Below are 25418 nucleotides of genomic sequence, written 5' to 3'. Positions count from 1 at the left end.
TTAGCCGCCCATATCACATGACTTTGAACGTGCCCGATCAGAGCCGCCTGCCCTTAAGGGGCCCATGCCCGTTGGTCGGGGACGAACAGTTTCAATCTGTCACCGGGCTGCAATGTCCCGGGCCGCTCGACCCATGCGGTCACACCGCGCCGTCCCTGCGCGGCGGGTTTGAATGCGGCGCCGTGGCCGGGTAGATCAGCCTCGACCTCTCGGCCCAGAATGACGCAGGGGCGGTTTTCCATATCCACCGTCAGCGTCACGCCATCTGGCCCCTGCAGGCGCGACGAGGGCGGGATATGGGTGAAATCGGGGATACCACGCAACAGGATGCTGACGCCCAGATAAGACGGATCAAGCCGGTCCAGCCCCATCTCGACTGCAGTGGCCTGCATCTCTTCCTCGGACAGGATTGAAAGCTGGCGCACGTTGCGAATTTCGGTGCCCTGTGGGTAAAGGTTCCTGACCCGCACGCATGAGGCGCGGTTGACGCCTTCATGCCGCTCACCCTCAGCGCCAGAGAACCCGAGGGGCAGAACCTTGGCTTCCTCGGCCCGGATGGTGCCGCCCTCAGGCACATGCCCCAGCCACACGACCTCGGCCGTGAATTCCGTTTCGCGCAAGACCGGCATAGCTGCCCCTTTCGTTCCATGCATCCGGTGGAAATCGGACGGCAGATTGGTGGGTAAGAAAAGAAAACCCGGACCTTCGCCCGGGTTTTGTCTTTTAAGCCGAAGGCTCAGGCTCCATCCCGCCCTCGGGCGGCGACTTCTTGGCCTTGGTCTTGGGAATGGCCGTGACGCTTGGCGCGTTGCCCTCATCGGGACTGTCGCCTTCGTCATCGTCCGCGGTGGGCGGCTCACCATTCATGACGCGCTTGATCTCATCGCCGGTGAGGGTTTCGTATTCCAGCAGACCCTGCGCCAGACGCTCCCATTCCTCGTTCTTCTCGGTCAGGATGCCATGGGCGCGTTCGTAGCCCTGTTGGATCAGGCGTTTCACCTCTTCCTCGATCAACTCTTTGGTATGGGCCGAAACCGAGAACCCGGCGGTATTGCCCGAATACCCCTCATGCGCTTCGGCGTAGTCAATATTGCCGACCTTGTCGGACATGCCCCAGCGCATTACCATCGCGCGGGCCAACTGGCTGGCCTGCATGATGTCGCCAGCCGGGCCGTTCGAGACGTGATCTTCGCCATATTTGATCACCTCGGCAGCTTTGCCCGCCATAGTCATCGCCAGCTTCTGTTCGCACTCATCCCGGTGATAGTTCAGCTGATCCATCTCAGGCAGGCTGACAACCATACCCAGCGCTCCACCGCGTGGAATGATCGTTGCCTTATAGACCGGGTCGCACAGCGGCAGGGTCATGCCAACAACGGCGTGGCCCGATTCGTGATAGGCGGTCTTTTCCTTCTGATCCTGGGTCAGCACCATCGAGCGACGCTCGGCCCCCATCATCACTTTGTCCTTGGCGTTCTCGAAATCTTCCATGGTGACAAAGCGACGGCCCACACGCGCGGCCATCAGCGCGGCCTCGTTCACAAGGTTCGCCAGATCCGCACCCGAGAAGCCCGGAGTACCCCGCGCGATGATGCGCAGATCGACATCAGGACCCAGAGGCGTCTTGCGTGCGTGCACGCCAAGAATCTTCTCGCGGCCTTTGATATCAGGATTGCCCACGGTCACGTTCCGGTCAAACCGGCCCGGGCGCAGCAGCGCAGGGTCCAGAACATCTTTGCGGTTGGTAGCCGCCAAAATGATCACGCCTTCGTTTGCTTCGAACCCGTCCATCTCGACCAGCAACTGGTTGAGCGTCTGTTCGCGTTCGTCGTTGCCTCCGCCGTAACCGGCACCACGATGGCGACCCACGGCGTCAATTTCGTCGATAAACACGATACAAGGCGCGTTCTTCTTGGCCTGTTCGAACATGTCGCGCACACGGGATGCACCGACACCGACGAACATTTCAACAAAGTCCGAGCCCGAGATGGTGAAGAACGGAACGCCCGCCTCGCCCGCAATCGCGCGGGCCAGCAGCGTTTTACCGGTGCCCGGAGGGCCAACCAGCAGCGCGCCCTTGGGAATCTTGCCGCCAAGGCGCGAGAATTTCTGCGGGTTGCGCAGGAATTCGACGATCTCTTCCAGCTCTTCCTTGGCCTCGTCGATGCCAGCGACATCATCAAAGGTCACGCGGCCATGCTTTTCGGTCAGCATCTTGGCCTTGGACTTGCCAAAGCCCATCGCGCCGCCTTTGCCGCCGCCCTGCATCCGGTTCATGAAATAGACCCAAACACCGATCAGCAGCAGGAAGGGCAGCAATGTGATCAGGAACGACTGGAATCCCGATTGCTGCTGCTTTTCAGCGCGAACGGGGATGTTCTTGTCGATCAGCAGTTTTGTCACCTCGGCATCGCCGGGCTTGATGGTGACATAGTCGCGATTATCACTGGTGCGATAGCGGATCTGTTCGCCATCCAGCGTCACATTGGTGACGTCCCCGGCATCCACGGCACTGACAAATTCGGAATAGGTTCTTTCGTTGTTCTGAAGCGATCCGCCCGATCCGCTGAACAAATTGAACAGTGCAAGGATCAACAGGAACAGAACGACCCAAAAGGCGATGTTACGAGCGTTGCCCAAGGAAAATCTCCCAAACGGTTTCGGCAGATGGGGTTCTGCCGGAGTTGCTCTTTAAAATAGAGATGATTGAGGCAGGTTCAATGCGATAAAATGGATGCGTAGAAATCGGACCTGTCAGGGGACATTTCAGCCCGCCATTCGCTGCCAAAACCCAGTAACGGCGCCTCGATCAAGGCATCCCCCAACCAAACGGCGGGCGAAGACAACAGACAGGCGCGCGGTTTGCCCAACAAACGCCAGTCGGCAAGCTGACGAATCCCCTGTTCGCCCAATGCGCGGATTTCAACACCATCAGTTACAGGCCCGTGTAGAATCCAGCGGTTGTCCCAAAGCGCATCTGGCCGGGTGATCTGATCAGAAACAGCCTTTAGCTCTCTGCAAATCCACGCTTTTCCGTTATCCGAAAGCAACAGACACCCGCCAAGCGTCGCTGTCTGTCCAGCGGATATCGCATTCAGTGCCTGATCCGTCGAACTCTGGCGGGGCGGATAGTCACCACCCGCGATCCAAGCCACTGCCGAGACGACAAGGCGGCGTTGGATTTCTTCGGGCAGTTCGCAAAATTCGCTGCGATCCAGACTCAGATCCCCATCGACCACGTTGACGACACGTCGCGCGGATTCCTGCGCGTATTGCGCCAGCGCCTCACGCGCTTGTGCAAGGTTTTCAGCAACCCGCGACAGGGACAGCGCCGTGACCCCGATCTGATCAAGCTGAGACAGGGCGTTCCGCATCCTGATCCGGTCAAAGCGTTCGTCTTGATTCGATGGATCATCGATCCACGCCACGCCCCTTTCGGTCAGATAATCCCGCAACTGTTGGCGGGAGATGGACAGCATCGGGCGCAGCAGGTCGACCTCGCCCTGTCTGCGAATACCTGCCATCGCGGACAACCCGGACACGCCCGCCGACCGAGCCAAGCGCATCAGAACGGTTTCGGCCTGATCATCTGCCGTATGACCCAACGCAATAGCCCTCAGCCCAAGGCGTTCGGCCCAGCCCTGCAACAGCTGATACCGCGCACGGCGCGCCTTATCCTGCAGGTTACCGGTCTGATCCCAGCCTCGCCATTTCAGTGTTTGGTGCGGGATGCCGAGCTTGCGGGCCAGCGCGGCGACCACCTCGGCCTCATTCGCCGCTTCAGGCCGCAACCCATGATCGACGGTGGCCGCGTAAAGCGCGCACTGCTCGTGCCGCGCGATATCCGACAGCAGGTACAGCAATGCGGTCGAATCGCTGCCGCCTGATACGGCAATACCCAAGCGTTTAGGCATCGGGTCTGGCAGTTTCGCACGGATTTCCTTGCGAAGAGTGTCAGCGTTTGAGGTCAAGAACAGCCCAGCGATGCCATTTCCTGCTCTGCCGATCCAGCAGGGGCCGAGCCTGGGAAGCGTACGCCAACCTCACCCAGCGTTATGCAGGCCTGATCCGTCTGCCCCAAACGCCCCAGCGCCGCGCCGAGTTCGAACAGGGCCTCGGGGGCGAGCGGACCTTCGGAATCGCCCGTGAAACTTGCAAGGAACGCGCGCGCCGCCTCGCGGGTGTCCCCCAAACCTTCCAGTGCCTGCCCACGCCGCAAATTGGCTTGCGAGGCCAGCGGGCTGCCGGGATAGGACAGATCAAACTGGGCAAACCGATCCGCCGCCGCCTGAAAATCTCCGTCCGCCAGAGCTTGTGCCGCGGCATCGAAATCAGCCTGCTCGCCAACAGCGAGTTCGCCCTGATCGACCTCGGCAGGTTGCGTAGCGGGTTGAATCGCTGCAACCGTGCCTTGATCCTCACCGCCCAGAGTACTGGTTTCGCCCAACGTGCTCAGGTCGCCGCCTTCCAGTTCAACCAGACGAAACTCCAGATCACCGATCCGGTTGGTGCCGTCGGTGACGATGTTCTGCACCCGCTGGTTCAATTGTTCGGTCTGGCGGGTCAGGCGCTGCAATTCGGCCTCGATCGCGTCGACGCGTTCCAGAATGGAACTGCCTGACAGGTTCTGCGTCGGAGCGCCCGTGGTCGAAAACTCGCGCTTCAACCGCTGGATTTCCACATGCAGCACCGTCAGCTCTTGCCGGATATCCGCCAATGTCTGCTGATCCTGCGCCTGCGCCACACCAGCGACGGCCACAACCGCCGCCAGAACCAAACCCGCAAGTCTCATCATCTTACCCCAAGGTTGAACCGGTCAGCACCGTCACCGCGCGGCGGTTCTTGGAATAGCATTCCTCGGTGCTGCAAATTTCGATCGGTCGTTCTTTGCCAAAGCTGACCGTGGTCAGCCGGTTGCCCGCCACCCCGCGCGAGATCAGGTATTCACGCGCAGCGTTGGCCCGGCGCGCACCCAGAGCAAGGTTATATTCCCGCGTGCCCTGCTCGTCCGCGTGGCCTTCGATGGTTGCCACGAAATCGGTATTGGCCAACAGCCAGTCGGCCTGTCCCTGCAATACCGTCTGCGCCGCCGGGGTCAGGGTTGATTGGTCGACTTCGAACAACACCCGGTCGCCAACGGTTTGCTGGAAATAAGCGGGCGAACGCGGATCACTGGGCGATCCGGGCACAAGCGCGCCGTTGCCACCAGCACCGCCGCCACCCAATGCCGATGGATCATTGTTCGTACAGGCAGCCATCAGCGCCAATGCACCTACCGCCGCCACTTTGCTCAAAAGGTTCATCTCATGTGCCTCGTTTTCGATTTGTTTATTATCATTTGTTTAACACAGGGCGCGTTTGTTGTGAACGTCACCCGCGCCGTGCCGCGATCAATTCTGCAACGGTCCCCAGGATGGGTCGCTGCCGCCATCCGGCGTCCGAACCGGGCGCAGGTTTCGCCCCGAGATGTCCACCGAGTAAAGCGACGACCGCCCGCTGGCCCCTTGGGTTTCACGCGTGAACATGATGACCCGGCCATTTGGCGACCATGTCGGACCTTCATCCAGGAACGAGGCGGTCAGCAGCCGTTCCTCGCTGCCATCGGTGCGCATGACCCCGATATGGAACCGGCCCTTGTTCTGCTTGGTAAAGGCGATCAGATCACCGCGCGGCGACCAGACCGGCGTGCCATAGCGACCCTGACCAAAGCTGATCCGCGTCGCCTCACCCCCGTTGGCGGGCATGATATACAGCTGCGGCGTGCCTGAGCGGTCGCTTTCGAAAACGATCCGGCTGCCATCCGGAGAATAGCTGGGCGCTGTTTCAATTGCGGGTGTGTTGGTCAGGCGAACGCTTTGCCGTGTGGCCAGATCCATCTTCCACAGATCGGTATTGCCACCCTGTGACAGCGAATAAACAATCGACTGACCATCTGGCGAGAAGCGTGGCGAAAAGCTCATCGTGCCTTCCTGGGTGTTCAGCTCCTGCCGTTTCACGCGGCCCACATCCAACACGTAGATCCTGGGCTGGCCTGTTTCGTAGCTGGTATAAAGCAGCTGATCCCCGTTCGGAGAAAACCGTGGGGCCAGAACGATGGCGGAGCTGTCTGTCAGGTACTGCACATTGGCACCGTCATAGTCCATGATTGCCAACCGCTTGGCCCGTTGGTTCTTAGGCCCGCTTTCCGAGACAAACGCAACGCGGCTGTCAAAGTACCCGCTTTCGCCCGTGACACGGCTATAGACTTGATCCGCCACTTTGTGCGCCATGCGCCGCCAGCCTTCGGTGGTTCCGGCAAATTGCAGACCCTCGCCCAGTTCCTGACCCGAGAACACGTCCCAAACCCGGAAGCGGACGGTCAGGCGATTGCCCGACACATTAACACCGCCGGTCACCAGGGCCTCGGCATTGATTGCTTTCCAATCAGCAAACTGAACCGGGGCTTCAAAGCTGCTGACCCGGCTGATGAACGCGTCTGATGAGATTTCGCGGAACAATCCCGTTCCCGTCAGGTCAGCGGCCACAACGCGCGAGATATCCTGCGCGTATTGCCCGGCCGACGCCCCATCGGGCACAAAATTCGGCACCGCAAAGGGCAAGGGTTCGATGATCCCCTGGTCCAGTTCCAGACGCAGAGGTCCGCTTTGCGCATAAACCGGTGCCGACAGCAGGGTCAGACCGACAAAGAGGCTGGTCAGAAGTTTCATCATTTGATCCGCATCCTCTCGGGATTAAAGGTAATCTCAATATCCTTCCACTGAGCATATTTGTCAGCAGGCAGGTCGTATCCTTTGGCACCACAGCGCAAAATCGCGCGCCGGGCGGCCTCGTAGGCTTGCTTCGCAGCTCCGGATGAACCACCGGAGCTGTCGATCAATTGCAGAGTGCCGCCTTTCACTTTGCCATCAGGTGTCAGCGAGAACCCAACAACAACGACGACATTCAAAGCATCCGTCGATAGCGAGCCGACATTCCAACACTTTGACACGGCCAGGCGCATGGCATCTTTCTCTCCGCTGGTCAGTGGTGGACCAGACGGCGCGGCGGCCTCCTGCAGTGCCTCGGTCAGGGCATCATTGATTGCCGCCTGATCTGTTTGCGCGGGTTCTTCCGCTTCGGGTTCGGGCGCTTCGGCCACTTCCGGTTCCGCCGGAGGGGAGGGACGGCTTGGCCTGACCCGCGGGCGAGGCGAAGTTCTGGGCGCGGGGTTGTCCACTTCTTCGGCCTCGGTCACGATCTCGGGTGCGGCTTCTTCGGGTGCGGTTTGATCCTGCTGCTCCTGCTGAATCTCAGCCCCCTCGTCCAGCGAAACGGGCGGGGTTTCGATGTCATCCGGCTTGGCCTCGGGCGGCGGTGGCGCGATCGGTTCGGGTGCCACTTTGTCAGCTGGGCTTGGCTCTGCCTCAGGCCCCGGCGGTACGGGCAGTGCAGCAAGCTCGGTATCCGGCTGTTCCAGAACCGGCGGCTCTTCGACCACCTCGGGTTCGGGTGGCGACTCCAGCGGTTCGGGCGCAAGTTCCGGTTCGGGCTCGACCGCAGGGGTTGGTTCCTGATCGGGTTGCAATTCGGGGACCGGCTCCGGGGCCGACACCTCTTCAACAGGCACTTCGGGCGGTTGCAATTCGCTTGGAGTCGTCGAAATCTCGGGGGCCTCGCGCTGCGCCGTCATCGCCGCGAATTGCTCGGCAGTAACTAACGAAACCTCCTGCACAGCCATCGGCAACGGCTCGGACCGGAAAGTGCCGCCGAACAGCGCCCAGCCGATCAGGCTGACATGCGCAAACGCTGAAATTTTGGTGCCGGTATCCACCGCGCAACCTCACCTTTACCCGTCGTCCAGCGTTGGCCCGCCGGTATCCGTCACCAGACCCACGTTCGAAAACCCGCCTGCGTTCAATGCGCCCATAACTTCCATCACCTGAGCGTAAGGAATCGAGCCATCGGCACGTAAAAACACCCGGTCACTGCTGCGCTCCGCCGCAATGGCCCGCAACTTGCCAATCAGTTCCTCGCGCAACACATCTGTCGTCTGTATCTGGACCTGACCATTTGCCGTCAATGTCACGGTCAGTGGTTCCTCGTTATCCCCCGGCAACGCACTGGCAGCGGTCTTTGGCAGATCAACCGGCACGCCAACCGTCAGCAGCGGGGCTGCGACCATAAAGATGATCAGCAACACCAGCATGACATCGACAAAGGGTGTCACGTTGATCTCTGCCATCGGCTGAGCGCGCCCGCGCCGCCGCCCGCGCCTGCGCCCGTTGCCGTTTGATTGTTGAACCGCCGCACCCATCGTCAGCTATCCAACTGACGCGACAGGATAGTGGCAAACTCATCGGCAAAGGCCTCATACCCGCCGACAATCCGATCGCTATCCGCGCTGAGCTTGTTGTAAAAAATCACCGCCGGGATCGCAGCCAACAGACCGAGTCCGGTGGCCAATAGCGCCTCGGCAATACCGGGCGCAACAACGGCTAGGTTGGTGTTCTGCTGCTCGGCTATCTCGATAAAGGCGTTCATGATACCCCAGACCGTGCCAAACAGACCAATGAAGGGTGCGGTCGATCCGACGGTCGCCAGAATGGGTAGCCCTTTTTGCAGCGTCTCGGCCTCTTTGGCGATTGCCACATCCATGGACCGGTCGATCCGAGCGGTTGCGCCTGCGATCAACCCACCATCGGTTCGGTGCGAGCGTCGCCACTCGATCATGCCGGATGCAAATATCTTTTCCGAACTGCCATCGGGCTGCGTGCCGATCCGCTCGAATAGTTCATCCAGTGGATTGCCGGACCAAAAGCTTTCGTCAAACACCTGCGCCTCACGTCGTGCCGCGCGGTAGTTGATCAGCTTTTGAATAATGATCCCCCAAGACCAAATCGATGCGACGATCAACATCAACATCACAAGTTTGACGATAAATGTTGCACGGGCAAACAGCCCCCACATGGAGAAATCGATCTCCTGCGCCAGCGCCAGCGTTTCAGCTTCCATGAACCTGCTCTTTGTTTTGCCTGATGGCCATTTGGCCTTGTTTTGCCAAACGCTAACGCAGATGGGGCCAAAAAGCCAACAGAACCACCCCGACCGGGCAATTTGTTACATCAATGCGCGAATCTCTGCCGGAAGGCGGATCGGCTTGCCGTCTTTGTTGATGCAAACGGCAGTGACGGTGGCGCGAAACAGCTCTTGCCCTCCGCGCCGCACGACCTGCGCCATTGTCAGGCGCACGCCAGACAACGAGATAACTTCGGTTTCAATCTCCAACTCGTCGTCGAACTTGGCCGGGGCAATGTAATCTGCCTCGATCCGCCTTACGACCCAGACGATCCCGTCCTCGCGCATCGCGTTCTGATCATTGCCAAGCCCGCGAACATAGTCGGACCGCGCCCGTTCAATGAATTTCAGATAGTTCGCGTGGTAAACCACACCGCCCATGTCGGTGTCTTCATAATAGACACGCACAGTATAGCTGTGGCTCATTGCGGTGCCTCCATTCGGGCGAACAGGCGCAGCGCATGAGACGGATCTTGCGCCACGCCCGGCAAAACCGGATCGTAGGCCGCCCGGATCAACGCTGCAATCTCAGGCCGCAAGATCGTCGTGCTACCTGCAACAGCCAAAGGGGACTGGGACCGGAACGCGGTGTCTGACCACAACAAAACCGTCTGCACCACTTGCCCCAGCGCCAACGTTTCAGCAGGCACTTTGGCCAATTCACCTTCCATCTGCAGAAACACAAACGCCGCCCGGATCGCACCATCTTCTTCAAATCGGAAAATCCGATATTGATTGGCACCCGCCTCAACCAGCCGCTCGACCAAGGGCGCAAGATCAGGGATCAGACGATCCAGATCAGGCACTTCCAACAATTCCCGCCAATCCCGAAAGAAAAAGACCATGCAGTTAGCGCCCAGTTCCGGGTCCGTCTCGGCCATCTTGTGCCCGGCCAGCGCCACCACCGCCTCGAACGCGCCCTTGATGGTGCGCAGTGTTTCATCCTCGACACCAAAGACGATCGGAACGATGGGCCGACCCCAACGCGCAAACAGGAACTCTCCGCTTTCGCGCGTAAAATGCGCTTCGATCTCGTCCGGTGTCACGCCTCGCCCTTCATCTTTTCAAAATACTCCCGCCGGAGGCTTAAAATCTCAGGCGCGCCATTTCAATCAAACAGATCGCTCTGCCCTTTGGGCGCTTTCATTCCCAAATGCGTCCACGCCTTTTGCGCCAACATTCGGCCGCGCGGTGTGCGCTGGATCAAACCTTGCTGCAGCAAATAGGGCTCGATCACTTCTTCCAGGGAATCCCGGCTTTCAGACAGCGCCGCCGAGAGCGTCTCGATCCCCACCGGACCACCGCCATAGTTCTCGGCAATCAGCGTCAGATACCGCCGGTCCGCGCCATCCAACCCCAGATTGTCCACGCCCAGTCGGGTCAGGGAACTGTCCGCCAGTTCACGCGTAATCCGCCCGTCACCTTCGACAATGGCAAAATCCACAACCCGGCGCAGCAAGCGCCCTGCGATCCGGGGGGTGCCGCGCGAGCGTCGCGCAATCTCGCGCGCGCCATCTGTGTCGGCAGGGGCACCCAGCTTGCGGGCGTTGCGGGTCACGATCTCGTGCAATTCGTCCACCGTGTAGAATTGGAGCCGTGTCGGGATACCGAACCGATCGCGCAGGGGTGTGGTCAGCAGACCCATTCGCGTTGTGGCACCAACCAGCGTGAAGGGTTGCAACTCGATCCGGACGGTCCGCGCGGCCGGACCTTCGCCGATGACCAGATCAAGTTCGAAATCCTCCATCGCCGGGTACAACACCTCTTCGACCGCCGGATTCAGGCGGTGAATTTCGTCGATGAACAGCACATCGCGCGCCTCAAGATTGGTCAGGATCGCCGCCAGATCGCCTGCCTTGGCCAGAACCGGCCCCGAAGTCATGCGGAAGTTGACGCCCAGTTCCCGCGCCATGATCTGCGCCAGTGTGGTCTTGCCCAATCCCGGCGGGCCATGGAACAGCGTGTGATCCATCGCCTCGCCGCGCTGTCGCGCAGACTGAATGAAAATACGCAGGTTGGCGCGTGCCTCAGCCTGACCAATGAATTCGTCCAGACCCTGCGGGCGTAAGGCCCGATCATTGTCTTCCGGCAAAGGCTCGGGGCGCAGGGCGGGATCAGCGTCTACCATTCAATCACCCTTTCGGAGCCAGCAATTTCAACGCGGCCCGGATCAGGTCAGCCTCGCCCGCGTCTGGCAAACTGGCCGCAGCTTCGGCCACGGCCGAGGCAGCCTCTGACGGACCATAACCCAAATTCGAAAGTGCCGATAAAGCCCCAGCCGAAGCCGCCGCAGATCCCGAGGACGCGCGCACCGTGGGTTTCGCAATGGGCGCGGCATCTGGCGCCTCAACAACCTCGGGCGCGGGACCATCTGTCGCCTCAACAATCGTGCCGCCCATCGCCATCACGCCCGGAGCCTTGTCCTTCAGATCCAGCACGATCCGTTGGGCTGTTTTGGGGCCAACCCCTTTTGCGGCTTTGACAGCCCCCCAATCACCCAATGCTATCGCTCTGCTGACCCCGTCCGGCCCCAATGCGCTAAGGATCGCCAGCGAAACCTTGGCCCCAACTCCCTGCACAGAACACAGAAGGCGATGCCATTCTTTCTCGACCAGAGACAGGAACCCATAGAGCTGCATCAGGTCTTCGCGCACGACCATATCGGTATAGATCGCCACCGCCTCGCCCACGCCCGGCAGGGCCGCCATGGTCCGGTCCGAGCAATAGACGATGTAGCCGACCCCCCGCACATCAATCAGGATGTGATCTGCCGCACGGTAGTCCAGCCGCCCCGTCAATTTGCCGATCATGCGCGCACCTCTTTCAGCTGTCCTGGCGTGGCCTTTCCGTAATACGCGTGACAGATAGCGATCGCCAGCGCATCTGCCGCATCCGCGCCCTTGGGCTGACACCCCGGCAGTTGCAGCTTGACCATATGCAAGACCTGCTCTTTTTCCGCGTGACCAACGCCGACAACCGTTTTCTTGACCCGGTTCGGCGCGTATTCACCAACCGGCAATCCGGCCTGCGCCAACGTCAGCAAAGCCACGCCGCGCGCCTGACCCAATTTCAGCGTCCCGGCGCCGTCCTTGTTAACAAAAGTCTGCTCAATCGCCGCCTGATCTGGCTGATGTTCGGCGATCACTTCAACGATCTGGTTGTGCAACGACAAAAGCCGCTCGCCCAGATCGTCCCCGTCGGACTTGCACAGGCCGTTGGCGACGTGACTCATTCGGCTGCCATGCGATTCGATGACGCCCCATCCCAGGGTCCTAAGACCCGGATCAATGCCCAGAATTCGCATCCTTTGCCTCGGCCCGCTCGGGTTTTTGTGTTCTTTTTACCGGACTAGCACGAAGCGTGAACATTTTCCAAGCGATTTGACCAAAAGTCTAAAAACGACATCGGCAGCCAAAGCGCGACCTAAAGGTCGGGATGCGACAGAGAAATGCCTGAAATCGACCCAAAGGTGAACGGAAATTAACCTGTAATTTAAAGTAATTACACACTGATCGAGCAATGCAGAAATTGCATAGGACACATGCAAATTCTGCGCTTGCGCTGAGGCAAACTCGTCACTAAGTGCCGCTCAGATCGCAAGATCACAAGTTCACACAAACCAGAAGGAAACAGGATATGGCTGCACTGGATCACACCCAAATCGCCACTGGCTCATTCGGCCTTGTCGGCCGTATCGGCGCTTATTTCGCATCGGTGGTAAACGCCGTTGTCGATTGGAACAACGCCCGCGTCACGCGCAACGCGCTGAACGGTCTGACTGACCGCGAACTGGAAGATATCGGCATGTGCCGTGGTGACATCGACCTTGTCGCCGACGCCCGTCGCTAAGGCCGGACCAAACCACCACTCACCTGTTTTTCGGTATCGGAAAGCAAACAAAGACACCGCTTGCGTACCAGCAGGCGGTGTTTTCTTTTGACTTCCAATGCGCGGATCAGGTCAGTACCAGAATTTGGTGATCTGTGCTGACAGGAACTGCGTTACCGGATCGGCCTGCATAATCCAGGCACCCGCGACCTCAACCTCGGTCCCTTCTTTCAGGGCCTCGACACGACCGTCATAGGCAGATTCGCCCAAATTGAACAGCAACAGCGCCTTGAACCCAAAGAAGGCGAGGACGCACAGCAGCAGAACCTTGGCTGGAACAGCCGATCTGACGCGCTGCGGCTTCATTACGACCAAGCCATCCGAGCGCATCGTGGCACGATAGCCGCGGCTTAGTTTTTCGTGTTTCTTGTTCAACCGCGTGACGCGTTGACCAAACTCCAGTTGTTTTTCCATCATGGCAGCCTCCAAAAACCGCCCCCCGATCTCACTAGTTACGCTAGATCGAGAATGCGACGAATCCGTGGCGAAATTCCATAAAACTCCTGTAAATGGCCTAAATTCTGCCCTGTTTCGTTAAGATTAGCGTCGTCCATTCACCAATCTCGTTCCGAAGATGCAGATTAAATCCGTTTCGTGAATAAACGGACAGCACATCATCAGCCTGCTCATTGAGGATTCCCGAGAGAATCGCCTGCCCTCCAGGACGCAAATTGCCCGATATTTCGGGCGCGAGGGCCACCAGCGGGCCTTTCAGGATGTTTGCGAAGATCAGATCGTAGGGTGCGTGCGCCTGCAACTCGGGGTGATCAAAGCCCGCCGCCTCGACGCAGCGAACCGCGCCGGACATGCCGTTTGCTTTGAGATTGGCCTCGGCCACATCTACGGCAACCTGATCGATGTCGCTGGCGATGATATCCCCGCCCCAAACCCGGGCTGCGGCCATTGCAAGCACAGCGGTGCCGCAGCCGATATCCGCCACTTTGGACGCGGTGAACCCTTCGTCCAAAAGATGATCCAGCGCCTTGAGGCACCCCAGCGTCGTGCCGTGATGCCCGGTGCCAAAGGCCATTGCAGCCTCGATCAGTAACGGAATTCGCCCCTCGGGCAGTTTGTCAGCATCGTGGCTGCCGTAGACAAAGAACCGACCAGCCTCGACCGGGGCCAGTTCGCGGCGGACATGAGCAACCCAATCGGTTTCGGGCAGTTCCGAGACCACAAACGGCTTTGCCTCAAACGCCACAGCCAGAACCGCGAGCGCCGTTTCGTCGGGTGTTTCGGTGAAATAGCCGCCAACCTCCCACAGGCCCGAGCCATCTTCGACCTCGAACACGCCTACGCCGGTGGGTTCCGGATCCAAACGCTCCATCGCCTCGCCCAGCCCTTCGGCTGCGGCCTTACCGGTCAGAGTCGTCAGCGCGGTGAATGTGGGCATGGGGGCCTCCTGTCCAAACTGACCAAGCGCCTAGGGCCAGTCGAACACAAGGTCAAGCGCTGGCCGTCATTCTGCAGGGGCTGGCGCGTATTTCGACAGGGTGGTCTCGTTGCCCGGTTCGGGATGACGCGGGATCAGCAGAGACAACGCCAGGGAGACCAGAGCCATTGCCGCCGCGAGACCAAACACTGCACCCGGCGAAATCACCCAAAGCAATCCCAGAAGCGCAGGCAGGAACACCGCCGCGATATGGTTGATGGTGAAGGCCACCGCCGCCGTCGGAGCAATATCCGCCGGGTCGGCGATCTTCTGGAAATAGGTTTTCAGCGCCAGCGCCAACGCGAACAATACATGGTCGATCACATAAAGGATCGCCGCCAGCAGAACGCCCCAACCGAACCAGTAGATCCCGCCATAGGCCGCGAAAACGATGGCCAGCCCGGTATATTCAAAGATCAGCGTTCGACGCTCTCCGAACCGCGCTACGGCCTTGCCCAGCAGCGGGGCGGCCAACATATTGATCACAAGGTTGATCAGATAGAGACTGGTCAGTTCATGTACTTCAAAGCCGAATTTCTCGACCATCATGAACCCGGCGAAGACGATGAATATCTGCCGCCGGGCACCAGCCATGAATTGCAAAGCGTAGTACAGCCAATAGCGGCGACGCAGAACGATCTTTTTCGTCTGGGGGGTCGGAGCATCGAATTGTGGGAATGCGACCAAGCAGAACAGCGCTAACAAGGCGGTAACTCCGCCGGTGATCATGAAAACCGTGTTGTAGGACAGGTCAAATCGATCCCAGGTCAATACGATCAGGCCATAAACAACTGCCGTCGCGGCCGAGCCCATTGCGACCAGCCAGCCCAGCACCTGCGGCGCCCGGTCTTTAGGCAGCCATTGCAACTGCAGCGACTGGTTCACCGTCTCATAGTAATGAAATCCGATCGAACTGAAGAGCGTCACGAACAACAAGCCGCCCAAGCTTGGGAACCATGCGGTCACTGCCGTGGCAACCCCCAGCATCATCAACGAGATCATCGCCAGAACCTGCTCGCGGATGAACAGGATCACCGCGATCACGCCAACGGCCAGAAACCCCGGTATCTCGCGCACTGTGTGCAACAGGCCGATATCGGCCCCATCGAAGTTTGCGACCTCGATAACAAAGTTGTTCAGCAGCGCGCTCCACCCGTTGAATGCAATCGGCATGGTCAACGCCATCACAAAAAGCAGTGTGATGGGACGGCGCCAGAACGGAAGGCTCTGCGCCTCGGAAAGAGGAACGGGTTTCAGCATGAGAGCTCTCTACGCCCATTTCCATGACTTGGCGAGACCAAAGCAGCGCGCGCACAAGGGTTCTGCACTGATGCAGAGGTCAGTAAAAACTCTGCGGGTCGATATCGACAGTCAGGCGAATATCGCCCTTCAGGCGCAGGGGTGCAATCCATCGGGCGATGGCGTCCTGGATCGGCGCACCTTTCGGGGCCTTGACCAAAAGGCGCACACGATGCCTGCCGCGAATGCGGGCGATGGGGGCCGGGGCCGGGCCAAACACCTGCGCGTCGATCTCGCGCAGCGGCGCGTCGTTGCGGGCCATCGCGTTGCCAATGTCGAAAACCGGCCCGACCGCGGGACCGGACAGGACGATCCCCGCCATGCGCCCGTAAGGCGGTACGCCTGCCGCCTGCCGTCCGGCGGCTTCGGCTTTCCAGAATCCTTCCTCGTCACCCGATAAAATCGCACGGATCACAGGATGTTCCGGCTGAAAGGTCTGCAACAAGGCCTGTCCCGGCTTGTCGGCCCGCCCCGCGCGACCGGCAACCTGCCGCATCAACTGGAACGTCCGCTCGGCGGCCCGCAGGTCTGCACCGTGCAGGCTGAGGTCTGCGTCAATGACACCCACCAGTGTCAACTTGGGAAAATTGTGCCCTTTGGCCACTAGCTGCGTCCCAATCACGATATCGGCGTCGCCCTCGGCAATTTCTTCGATCTTGGCCTTCAACGCCCGGGCCGAGCCAAACAGGTCAGAGCTGAGCATCGCAATCTTGGCCTCAGGGAAAGTGGCCTCGGCCTCTTCCGCCAGCCGTTCGATCCCCGGCCCGACCGGAGCCAGCTTGCCTTCGACGCCACAGGACGGGCAGGTGTCGGGCATCGGCTTGGTCTCACCGCACTGGTGGCACATCAGGCGTTTCAGAAACCGGTGTTCAACCATCCGCGCGTCGCAATGGTCACAAGCGATCTGTTCCCCACATGCCCGACACAGTGTCACTGGCGCATACCCTCGACGGTTGATGAACAGCAGCGATTGTTCGCCCTTTTCGATTCGCTGGGTCACGGACTGCCGCAGCGACGGCGATATCCACGTCCCCGGCTGCATCTGCTCGGCCCGCATATCGATGGGCTTCATCTCTGGCAGCACCGCCGCGCCAAAGCGTGAGGTCAGGTCGAGACGTTCATATTTCCCCGCCTCGGCATTGACCCAGCTTTCCAGCGACGGCGTCGCACTGGCCAGCACAACTCGCGCCCCGCAGATCGAGGACCGCAGCACGGCCATATCCCGCGCGCTGTAATGCACGCCGTCCTCTTGTTTGTACGAAGTGTCATGCTCCTCATCTACGACCACCAGCCCCAGATCGCGGAACGGTAGGAATAGCGCCGACCGAGCCCCCACGACCAATTGCGCATCGCCCTGCCCGACCATCCGCCAGACCCGGCGGCGTTCGGTCATGGTTGCGCCTGAATGCCATTCCGCTGGGCGCGCACCGAACCGCGCCTCGACCCGCGTCAGAAATTCTGCGGTCAGAGCGATCTCAGGCAGCAAAACCAGTGCTTGCCGCCCCTTGCGCAGGGCTTCGGCCACAGCTTCCAGATAAACCTCGGTCTTGCCCGAACCTGTCACGCCTTTAAGCAGCGTTGTTCCATAGTCGCCTGTACGCTGGCCCGTCTGTAGCCGCACAACGGCAGCGGCCTGATCTTCGGTCAGCGATTTCCCCGGCAAATCGGGATCAAGATGCGGATAGGGCAGATCACGCGGGCTGTCTTCCTCGCGAACGGCGCCCTGTTTCACCAAACCCTTGACGACCGATGACGTTACCCCAGCTTGCTCGGCCAGTTCTTTCAGCGTGAACGCCAAGCCGCCATAGTTGCGCAGCACCTCAAGCACACGGGTCCGGGCATCGGTCATGCGGTCTGGTTCAGCGCTACCCAAACGGTAGATTGTCCGCATCGACGGCGGATCGCTCAACCCCGGCGCGCGCGTCGCCAAACGCAGCATCGACGGCATAGGCGTCAACGTGTAATCAGCGACCCGGCCCAGAAACACGCGCATTTCTTCGCGCATCGGCGCGACCTCAAGCACCCGGATGACCGACCGCGCCTTGGCCAGATCAAAGCCACCCTGCCCTGTCCCCCAAACCACACCCAAAACCTTGCGCGGGCCCAAAGGCACCTCGACAAACGCACCCAGAAAGCACCCGCCTTCGGGCGCTTTATAGTCCAACGTCCGGTCCAGCGGCTGCGTAGTTAGCACCGCAACCAGCTCTCCTTCGTCGAAAAATCCGTTAGCGCTCACGGCATATCCTTCGCAGGGGGTTCCAGCATGGGTCTTATTGAGGTAAAGCCATCCGCGACCAAGGCCAACCCATCAAAGGACTGCCCTCATGAAATTCTTCGTAGACACAGCCGAGATCGACGCCATCGCCGAACTGAATGATCTGGGCATGGTGGACGGCGTCACCACCAACCCCTCGCTGATCCTGAAATCGGGCCGCGACATTCTGGAAGTGACCAAGGAAATCTGCGATCTGGTCGACGGGCCGGTTTCTGCCGAAGTGGTTGCGACCGAAGCCGACGACATGATCGCCGAAGGCCGCAAGCTGGCCAAGATCGCCCCGAACATCGCCGTCAAAGTGCCGCTGACATGGGCCGGTCTGAAAACCTGCAAGACACTTTCGGACGAAGGTCAGATGGTCAACGTTACCCTGTGCTTCTCGACCAATCAGGCGATTCTGGCCGCCAAGGCAGGTGCGACCTTCATCTCGCCCTTCATCGGACGGCTGGACGATATCAACCTCGACGGCATGGACCTGATCGCCGATATCCGTCAGGTCTACGACAATTACGGGTTCGAGACCGAAATCCTCGCCGCGTCGATCCGTTCGGTAAACCACGTGACCGACAGCGCCCGGATCGGGGCCGATGTCATCACCGCACCTCCGGGCGTGATCAAGAAGCTGGCCGATCACCCGCTGACCGACAAAGGTCTGGAAACCTTCCTGGCGGATTGGGCCAAAACCGGTCAGAAAATCCTCTGATCCATTGCGCTACCGCGCGGAGCCGTAAGGCTCCGCGCCCGGCCCAACTGCAAGAAGCTGATCTGTGATCAGCGATTTGCAGGCGGGAGCCGTTCCGGCACAGTTCAGACGAAATCCACCAGAACGTGCATTTTTCCCAAGGCAAATCCGGCAAGGCGTGTTATAAACCGCCAAAACAAAAAAACGACCGGACGGGACATGAGCAGTAACCCCAAACTCAAGGATAATCTCCGCGCCGCGATTCTGGCTGAACCGGATGCTGTGCTGGATGACAAGGACCTGATGCAGGCGTTGGTGGCCGCCAATGAGCAGGCGCGCGGTGACAATGTCATCGACCTGCGTGGCATCGCCATGCAACGGCTCGAGGCGCGGCTGGACCGGCTGGAGGATACGCATCGTTCGGTCATCGCTGCCGCCTATGAAAATCTGGCAGGCACCAATCAGGTCCACCGCGCGATCCTGCGCCTGTTGGAACCTGTCGAGTTCGAAGGCTTTTTGCACGCGCTGGGCAATGATGTTGCCGAAATCCTGCGCGTTGATCACATCACACTGGTGCTGGAAACAACCGCGTTTCAGGATGATCCTTCGGTCGACAATCTGGGCGGAGTGCTGACTATTGCCGAACCGGGTTTTGTCGACAAACACCTGACCCTGGATCGCGGCAATCCATCGCGTGAGGTTGTGTTGCGCGAAATCCAGCAACCCTGCCCCAAGATCTATGGCGACAAGGCCACACAACTTCGGTCCGAGGCGTGTCTGAAACTGGATCTGGGCGCTGGCAGACTGCCCGGCATGATCGTCATGGCCGCAAACGACCCCCGGCATTTCACGCCACAATTGGGAACTGATCTTCTGGCGTTCTTCGCAGGCGTATTCGAACGATCCATGCGCCACTGGCTGTCATGAGCCTGATCTCCCCGGCCTGCCGCGATGCGCTGCAGCATTGGCTGGACAGTCTGGGGGCTCTGGCAGGACGGTCCGAGAACACTCAGACCGCCTATCGCGGGGATGTGACCGAGTTCCTGTCTTTCATGACCCTGCATCACAGCGCGCGTCAGGGGCTGGCGGCGCTGGAACGCATCACGGTCGCCGATATGCGGGCCTGGATGGCCGATCAGCGCAACAACGGCGTGGGTGCCCGATCACTGGCCCGCAAACTCTCGGCCGTCAAAAGCTTTTACCGTTGGCTGGCCGAGCGAGAGGGGTTTGAACCCACGGCGGTTCTGTCCACCCGCGCGCCCAAATTCACCAAGAAACTGCCCCGCCCCTTGGCCGAAGACGCCGCTCGCGCGATGATCGACACGGTCGAGCTGCAATCGACTTCAGACTGGGTCGCAGCGCGGGATGTCGCCGTTGTCACGCTTCTATACGGCTGCGGCCTGCGCATATCCGAGGCTTTGTCGCTGACCGGCGCGGATGCGCCGCTGCCTGAAACGCTTCGCATTCTCGGCAAGGGTGGCAAAGAAAGGATTGTTCCCGTGATCCCTGCGGCGCGCGCCGCCGTGGACCGCTATCTTGCAGCATCTCCACATGCACAATCGGCCGACGCGCCTCTGTTCCGCGGCGTGCGCGGCGGCGCATTGAACCCCGGCATCATTCAAAAAGTGATGGCCAAGGCGCGGATGCAGCTTGGCCTGCCCGCAACCGCCACACCACACGCCATGCGGCACAGTTTTGCGACGCATCTGCTGTCCGCAGGCGGCGATTTGCGCGCCATTCAGGAATTGCTGGGCCACGCGTCGCTGTCAACAACCCAGACCTATACCGCCGTCGACACCGCCCGTTTGATGGAGGTCTACAACCGCGCCCACCCTAAAGCCTGACGCCACGCGTCTTTTGCTTTGCATCCCGGCGGCGCTTGGTCCATGACACGCCCATGACTCTCAGATTCAAAGCCCTCGCAGTCCACCTGTTCACCGCCACCGGCGCCGTTTTTGCGATGCTGGCCATGTTGGCCGCTGTCGAGGAAAAATGGAGCCTGATGTATCTCTGGCTGGTGGTTTCTTTCATCGTCGATGGCATCGACGGGCCGCTTGCCCGCCACTATCACGTCAAGAAAAACGCGCCCGAATTTGACGGCGTTTTGCTGGATCTGATCATCGATTACCTGACATATGTATTCATTCCGGCTTTTGCCCTGTTCAAGTCAGGGTTGATGGATGGCTGGACCGGCTGGTTTGCGATCATCGTGATCACCTTTGCCAGCGCGATGTATTTTGCCGACACGCGAATGAAAACCAAAGACAACTCGTTTTCCGGCTTTCCCGGCTGCTGGAACATGTTCGTCATTGTGATCTTCGCGCTCGAACCCAACTTCTGGGTGATCCTGATGCTTGTGACGCTGCTGTCGCTGGCAATGTTCCTGCCGCTGAAATTCATCCACCCCGTGCGCACCGAGCGCTGGCGCAGCCTGTCTCTGCCCATCGCCTTTGCCTGGACCTTCTTTGCCGGCTGGGCTGCATGGGTCGATTTCCACCCCGAAAGCTGGGCACATTGGGGGCTTGTTGTCACCAGCCTGTATCTGGTCTTTGCCGGGATCGCGCAGCAGATCATCCCGCCGCGCAACACCTGAGGTCACAGAACCTCCTGCACCTCGAACTCGGTCCCGTTATGGGTAAAGACATCGCCCTCTTGCAGGCCCGCCATGGCCAGATAGATCGGGCTTTGAGTCGAGATGCCCATATAGGTTTTTCCGTCCACATCGAACCGGGTGGTTGAAACGCACACCACGAACCGCCGGTTGTTGAACTTGATCACCGCGCCCGGCTTTACCGTGTCGGTCAGGCCGAAATCGGTATTCTCGATCACATCAATCTTGGCATGGTGCGCGTGGACCGGCGCATCAAACGCTGCCGCCAGATCAGCATTCTCGCGCGAAGCGGCAATGTCATCCTTGTCATGCCCTTCGCGATCATCCAATTGGGCATCTTTCAAGTAAGCATCATAGTGCGCCTGAGCGGTCGCCAGTTCCTGTTCTTCAAGCGACATAAGGCGATCGATAATGGTTTTCTTCCGGGTAGCCGGATCGGGTGTGGAGGTCATGCAATTTCGTCCTCAAATTCAACAATGCACATAAGTTGGGCCGCAACCCTGCCGATTGCAACCGCTTTCCACGTTCAAATCAACAGGCCCGCCGCCCCTTCGTGACGCAGCAACGCCACCTTGGTCTCGATCCCGCCATCGCCAGAAAAGCCGCCCAACCCGTTAGCGGCAAGCACACGATGGCAGGGAATGATCACCGGGATCGGATTGGCCCCGCAGGCCTGCCCCACCGGTTGCGCTGGCTGGCCTAGCTGCTTTGCAATGTCGCCATAGGTTCGCGTGTCGCCCAAGGGGATCGCATACATCAGATCACACACCTGCCGCTGGAACTCGGACCCGTTAATTCGGTATGGTAAGTCGAACCGATGCAGCCGCCCGGCATCATAGGCACGCAACTGCGCCGCGGCCTCTTGCAGCACAGGGGTCGCTGGTCCTTCGTCCTGGCCATTCCAGACAAGACGCGTAATGGCACCGTCAATTTCTTCGACACCAAGGCAACCAAACTGGGTTCTTACGGCTATCATCGGCATACCCGAATGCTGCCCGCATTTCAGGGCAGAGCGCAACCCACATCGCGCCCGCCCCTGCTTCTTCTGTTCAAAAATACCTCGGAGCGCGAGGCAGAGCCTCGAAAAAGACCCCGACCACACACGCTCCGACGCGGATTTAGCTCAATGCCTCATCGCAACGTCCACAGACGCCAGCGTGTTTGTGGAGACCGACATCGGGCAAGATCTTCCAGCACCGCTGGCACTTTGCCCCATCGGCCTTCTCGAACACCACACCCACGCCTTCGATCTCGGGCACGCGGAATGCCTCGGCCGGAGCCGGGTCCGCCGAAACGGTCAGCCCTGACGTGATGCACATGTCATCCACGTCGAACGTGGCCAGCAGATCGCGGGTTTCCTGATCTTCGACATGAACAATCGGGGCAGCCTCAAGACTGGATCCGATGACCTTGTCCTGACGCTGAATTTCCAGCGCAGCCGTTACGGCCCGACGCACGCGGCGCACCTTGGCCATGTTGACCTCCAGTTCCGCGTCGCGCCAGTCGGCGGGCGTGTCCGGGAAGTCGACCAGATGGACCGAGCTGTCGTCGGCTCCGAACCGCTCAAGCCAGACCTCTTCCATGGTGAAGACCAGCACCGGGGCCAGCCAGGTGGTCAGGCGGTGGAACAGGATATCCAACACCGTGCGCGCCGCACGGCGGCGCAGGCTGTCGCCGTCGCAGTACAGCGCATCCTTGCGGACGTCGAAGTAGAAGGACGACAGATCGACGGTCGCAAAGGTGAAGACCGCGCTGAACACACCCTGGAAATCGAACGAGGCATAGCCTTTGCGCACCTGCTCATCCAGTTCCGCTAGACGGCTCAGCACCCAGCGTTCCAGACGTGGCATATCTGCCGGATCAACGCGGTCAGCCTCGGTGAAGTCCGCCAATGATCCCAGCATGAACCGCATGGTGTTACGCAGACGGCGATAGCTGTCGGCGGTGCCTTTCAGAATCTCCGGCCCGATCCGCTGGTCGGCGGTGTAATCGGTCTGAGCCACCCACAGCCGCAGGATATCGGCGCCGTATTGCTTGACGACTTCCTCGGGCACGATGGTGTTGCCCAGCGATTTGGACATCTTGTTGCCCTTGGCATCCAGCGTAAAGCCATGGGTCACCACGTTGCGATACGGTGCACGTCCCTTAGTGCCACACGCCTGCAGCATGGACGAATGGAACCAGCCGCGATGCTGGTCGGTGCCTTCCATGTAGACGTCCGCGATGCCGTCCTCGGTCCCGTCCTCGCGGTCGCGCAGAACAAAAGCGTGGGTCGAGCCCGAGTCGAACCACACGTCCAGCACGTCGAAGACCTGGTCGTAGTCCTCGGGGTTGGCGATGCCGTCCAGCACCTGTTCCTTGAACCCGTCGGTGTACCAGATATCCGCGCCGTCCTTTTCAAACGCCGCCTTGATACGGGCGTTGAGGTCCTCATTGCGCAGCAGGTAATCCGCGTCGGTGGGCAGAGCACCTTTCTTGGTGAAACAGGTCAGCGGAACGCCCCATGCACGCTGGCGGGACAGAACCCAGTCCGGGCGCGCTTCGATCATCGAATACAAACGGTTGCGGCCGGTCTGCGGCGTCCACTTGACCAGTTCATCAATCGACCGCAGGGCGCGTTCGCGGATGGTGTCGCCCATCTCGCCCATGCCGTCATCCAGCTTGCGATCAACGGACGCAAACCACTGCGGCGTGTTGCGATAGATGATCGGAGCTTTCGAGCGCCACGAATGCGGATAGCTGTGCTTGATCTTGCCACGCGCAAGCAGTCCGCCGACCTCGGCCAGCTTGTCAATGACCGTCTTGTTGGCGTCACCCTCGCCACCCTTGCGTGACAGGATGTATGTGCCACCAAAGAACGGCAGATCGGCACGGAAAGAGCCATCGTCCATCACGTTATAGGTGATGACCTGCTCCAACATGCCCAGATCGCGGTAAAGCTCGAATTCCTCCATCCCGTGCGACGGTGCACAGTGAACGAAACCGGTGCCTTCGGTGTCGGTCACAAACTCCGCCGCGCGGAAGTCGCGGATGTCGTCCCATTCGCCATTGCCGCCCTCGGCCCCGGCCAGCGGGTGGGTCAGCTGGATCTTGGCCAGATCTTCCTGCGTCACATCACACAGGCGGCGATACATCGTGTCATCCAGACGGGCGCGGGCAAACACATCCGCCGCGCGGTCATCGGCCAGCAGGTACCTCTCACCGATCCGCGCCCAGCATTCCTCCGGTCGGCCGATAACCTCATAGAGGCCATAGGAAATGTCCTCGCCATAAACCACAGCTTTGTTCGACGGCATGGTCCACGGAGTCGTCGTCCAGATCACAACATAAGCGTTATCCAGCGTCACGTCGCCTGTGTTCACGACTTTGAATTTCACCCAGATGGTGAAGCTTTCCTTGTCGTGATACTCAACCTCGGCCTCGGCCAGAGCGGTCTTTTCGATGGGCGACCACATCACGGGTTTCGAACCCTGATAGAGCGTGCCGTTCATCAGGAACTTCATGAACTCGTCGGCAATCACCGCCTCGGCGTGATAGTCCATGGTGATATAGGGATCGGGCCAGTTGCCGGTGATGCCCAGACGCTTGAATTCCTCGCGCTGGATGTCGATCCAACCCTCGGCGAACTTGCGGCATTCCTGACGGAAATCGACGATGTTCACCTCGTCCTTGTTCTTGCCCTTCTTGCGGTACTGTTCCTCGATTTTCCACTCGATGGGCAGGCCATGGCAGTCCCAGCCGGGCACGTAACGCGCGTCATGGCCCATCATCTGATGGCTGCGCACAATCATGTCCTTGATGGTCTTGTTCAACGCGTGGCCGATATGCAGGTGACCGTTGGCGTAGGGGGGGCCGTCGTGCAGCGTGAACGGCTTACGGCCCTGTTTCTCGCGCAGGCGGTCATAGACGCCGATCTTTTCCCAGCGTTCCAGCCAGGCTGGCTCGCGCTTGGGCAGGCCCGCGCGCATGGGGAAATCGGTTTTGGGCAGGTTCAGCGTGTCTTTGTAGTCAGGTGTTTCGGCGCACATTGGGGGCGTCCCTTGGATGGTCTTGTCGTCGTATGGATCGAAGCGGTCAGTGCGATATCTCAAGCACCTTTGCCCGGCGTCTCGCGATATCAGAGCGCCGGGGATATAATTCGAATAATGATGGCCAGACGGGCAAACATGGCCGCGCT

At 59.9% G+C, this 25418-nt stretch carries 26 protein-coding genes; 5 read left to right on the top strand and 21 right to left on the bottom strand.

The genetic code is table 11. The features are described from left to right. Positions 1-53: 53 nt before the first annotated feature. The 14 genes from ACR0FG_RS09955 to ruvC form a co-directional block, all read right to left on the bottom strand. Positions 54-629: an MOSC domain-containing protein gene (locus ACR0FG_RS09955; RefSeq protein WP_480892547.1), complete on the bottom strand. Its 576-nt coding sequence runs from the start codon at positions 627-629 to the stop codon at positions 54-56. 94 nt (positions 630-723) lie between these two features. Next, entirely contained in the window at positions 724-2640 is a 1917-nt protein-coding gene (gene ftsH, locus ACR0FG_RS09950; protein ID WP_170712959.1) for an ATP-dependent zinc metalloprotease FtsH, read from the bottom strand. Between the two features lie 77 nt (positions 2641-2717). Then, a complete protein-coding gene (gene tilS / locus ACR0FG_RS09945; protein ID WP_480892544.1) occupies positions 2718-3971 on the bottom strand; it encodes a tRNA lysidine(34) synthetase TilS in 1254 nt (417 codons plus the stop codon). Beyond that, the gene (ybgF, locus tag ACR0FG_RS09940; RefSeq protein WP_480892614.1) at positions 3968-4792 is read right to left on the bottom strand and encodes a tol-pal system protein YbgF; all 825 of its coding nucleotides are present in this window, start codon (positions 4790-4792) and stop codon (positions 3968-3970) included. Before ybgF ends, tilS begins: the two co-directional genes overlap by 4 nt. 4 nt (positions 4793-4796) lie before the next feature. Then, complete coding sequence (pal, locus tag ACR0FG_RS09935) at positions 4797-5303, bottom strand: peptidoglycan-associated lipoprotein Pal (protein WP_480892541.1); 507 nt, start codon at positions 5301-5303, stop codon at positions 4797-4799. A gap of 87 nt (positions 5304-5390) precedes the next feature. Then, the gene (tolB, locus tag ACR0FG_RS09930) at positions 5391-6710 is read right to left on the bottom strand and encodes a Tol-Pal system beta propeller repeat protein TolB (RefSeq protein WP_480892538.1); all 1320 of its coding nucleotides are present in this window, start codon (positions 6708-6710) and stop codon (positions 5391-5393) included. Then, entirely contained in the window at positions 6707-7810 is a 1104-nt protein-coding gene (locus ACR0FG_RS09925; protein ID WP_480892535.1) for an energy transducer TonB, read from the bottom strand. The genes tolB and ACR0FG_RS09925 overlap by 4 nt, the downstream gene beginning before the upstream one ends. 15 nt (positions 7811-7825) lie before the next feature. Further along, positions 7826-8293 (bottom strand): protein TolR, encoded by a 468-nt coding sequence (gene tolR, locus ACR0FG_RS09920; RefSeq protein WP_170712971.1) that lies wholly within the window; start codon positions 8291-8293, stop codon positions 7826-7828. 2 nt (positions 8294-8295) lie between these two features. Next, positions 8296-8991 (bottom strand): protein TolQ, encoded by a 696-nt coding sequence (gene tolQ / locus ACR0FG_RS09915; RefSeq protein ID WP_170712973.1) that lies wholly within the window; start codon positions 8989-8991, stop codon positions 8296-8298. A gap of 105 nt (positions 8992-9096) precedes the next feature. After that, the gene (gene ybgC / locus ACR0FG_RS09910; RefSeq protein ID WP_480892531.1) at positions 9097-9480 is read right to left on the bottom strand and encodes a tol-pal system-associated acyl-CoA thioesterase; all 384 of its coding nucleotides are present in this window, start codon (positions 9478-9480) and stop codon (positions 9097-9099) included. Then, on the bottom strand, positions 9477-10100 hold the full coding sequence (locus tag ACR0FG_RS09905; RefSeq protein WP_480892528.1) for a hypothetical protein: 624 nt from the start codon (positions 10098-10100) through the stop codon (positions 9477-9479). The genes ybgC and ACR0FG_RS09905 overlap by 4 nt, the downstream gene beginning before the upstream one ends. Before the next feature lie 62 nt (positions 10101-10162). After that, a complete protein-coding gene (ruvB, locus tag ACR0FG_RS09900) occupies positions 10163-11182 on the bottom strand; it encodes a Holliday junction branch migration DNA helicase RuvB (protein WP_480892526.1) in 1020 nt (339 codons plus the stop codon). 4 nt (positions 11183-11186) lie between these two features. Beyond that, positions 11187-11864, bottom strand: a complete 678-nt coding sequence (gene ruvA, locus ACR0FG_RS09895) for a Holliday junction branch migration protein RuvA (RefSeq protein ID WP_480892524.1) — start codon at positions 11862-11864, stop codon at positions 11187-11189. Continuing rightward, complete coding sequence (gene ruvC, locus ACR0FG_RS09890; RefSeq protein WP_170712985.1) at positions 11861-12358, bottom strand: crossover junction endodeoxyribonuclease RuvC; 498 nt, start codon at positions 12356-12358, stop codon at positions 11861-11863. The genes ruvA and ruvC overlap by 4 nt, the downstream gene beginning before the upstream one ends. Before the next feature lie 332 nt (positions 12359-12690). Here ruvC and ACR0FG_RS09885 point away from each other — a divergent pair, with 332 nt between their 5' ends. After that, positions 12691-12903, top strand: a complete 213-nt coding sequence (locus ACR0FG_RS09885) for a DUF1127 domain-containing protein (protein WP_170712987.1) — start codon at positions 12691-12693, stop codon at positions 12901-12903. Between the two features lie 111 nt (positions 12904-13014). Here ACR0FG_RS09885 and ACR0FG_RS09880 read toward each other — a convergent pair whose 3' ends face one another. From ACR0FG_RS09880 to ACR0FG_RS09865, 4 genes are all read right to left on the bottom strand, one after another. Beyond that, positions 13015-13359, bottom strand: coding sequence for a hypothetical protein (locus ACR0FG_RS09880; protein ID WP_170712988.1), 345 nt, complete (start codon positions 13357-13359; stop codon positions 13015-13017). A gap of 97 nt (positions 13360-13456) precedes the next feature. Continuing rightward, positions 13457-14335, bottom strand: coding sequence for a 50S ribosomal protein L11 methyltransferase (locus ACR0FG_RS09875; RefSeq protein WP_480892521.1), 879 nt, complete (start codon positions 14333-14335; stop codon positions 13457-13459). Positions 14336-14401: 66 nt separating this feature from the next. Beyond that, complete coding sequence (locus tag ACR0FG_RS09870; RefSeq protein WP_170712992.1) at positions 14402-15634, bottom strand: MFS transporter; 1233 nt, start codon at positions 15632-15634, stop codon at positions 14402-14404. A gap of 79 nt (positions 15635-15713) precedes the next feature. Continuing rightward, positions 15714-17909 carry a primosomal protein N' gene (locus tag ACR0FG_RS09865; protein WP_480892520.1) on the bottom strand — a complete coding sequence of 732 codons (2196 nt, stop codon included), beginning with the start codon at positions 17907-17909 and terminating at the stop codon, positions 15714-15716. Between the two features lie 88 nt (positions 17910-17997). Between ACR0FG_RS09865 and fsa the strand changes: the two genes are divergently transcribed. The 4 genes from fsa (at position 17998) to ACR0FG_RS09845 (ending at position 21223) form a co-directional block, all read left to right on the top strand. Continuing rightward, a complete protein-coding gene (gene fsa, locus ACR0FG_RS09860; RefSeq protein ID WP_480892518.1) occupies positions 17998-18651 on the top strand; it encodes a fructose-6-phosphate aldolase in 654 nt (217 codons plus the stop codon). Between the two features lie 198 nt (positions 18652-18849). Further along, a complete protein-coding gene (locus ACR0FG_RS09855; protein ID WP_480892517.1) occupies positions 18850-19557 on the top strand; it encodes a DUF484 family protein in 708 nt (235 codons plus the stop codon). Continuing rightward, positions 19554-20474, top strand: coding sequence for a tyrosine recombinase XerC (locus tag ACR0FG_RS09850; protein ID WP_480892514.1), 921 nt, complete (start codon positions 19554-19556; stop codon positions 20472-20474). The genes ACR0FG_RS09855 and ACR0FG_RS09850 overlap by 4 nt, the downstream gene beginning before the upstream one ends. Before the next feature lie 53 nt (positions 20475-20527). Beyond that, a complete protein-coding gene (locus ACR0FG_RS09845) occupies positions 20528-21223 on the top strand; it encodes a CDP-alcohol phosphatidyltransferase family protein (protein WP_170713003.1) in 696 nt (231 codons plus the stop codon). Positions 21224-21225: 2 nt separating this feature from the next. Here ACR0FG_RS09845 and ACR0FG_RS09840 read toward each other — a convergent pair whose 3' ends face one another. From ACR0FG_RS09840 to ileS, 3 genes are all read right to left on the bottom strand, one after another. Next, positions 21226-21693, bottom strand: coding sequence for a hypothetical protein (locus tag ACR0FG_RS09840; protein WP_480892511.1), 468 nt, complete (start codon positions 21691-21693; stop codon positions 21226-21228). Between the two features lie 74 nt (positions 21694-21767). Continuing rightward, positions 21768-22223 (bottom strand): methylated-DNA--[protein]-cysteine S-methyltransferase, encoded by a 456-nt coding sequence (locus ACR0FG_RS09835; RefSeq protein WP_480892508.1) that lies wholly within the window; start codon positions 22221-22223, stop codon positions 21768-21770. A 136-nt stretch (positions 22224-22359) separates the two neighbouring features. After that, positions 22360-25269: an isoleucine--tRNA ligase gene (gene ileS, locus ACR0FG_RS09830; RefSeq protein ID WP_480892505.1), complete on the bottom strand. Its 2910-nt coding sequence runs from the start codon at positions 25267-25269 to the stop codon at positions 22360-22362. Positions 25270-25418: the final 149 nt, after the last annotated feature.

The organism is Ruegeria sp. E1 (genome assembly GCF_056534225.1).
The sequence above is the reverse complement of the archived record's forward strand: the minus strand, read 5'-3'. Positions and strand labels throughout refer to the sequence as shown.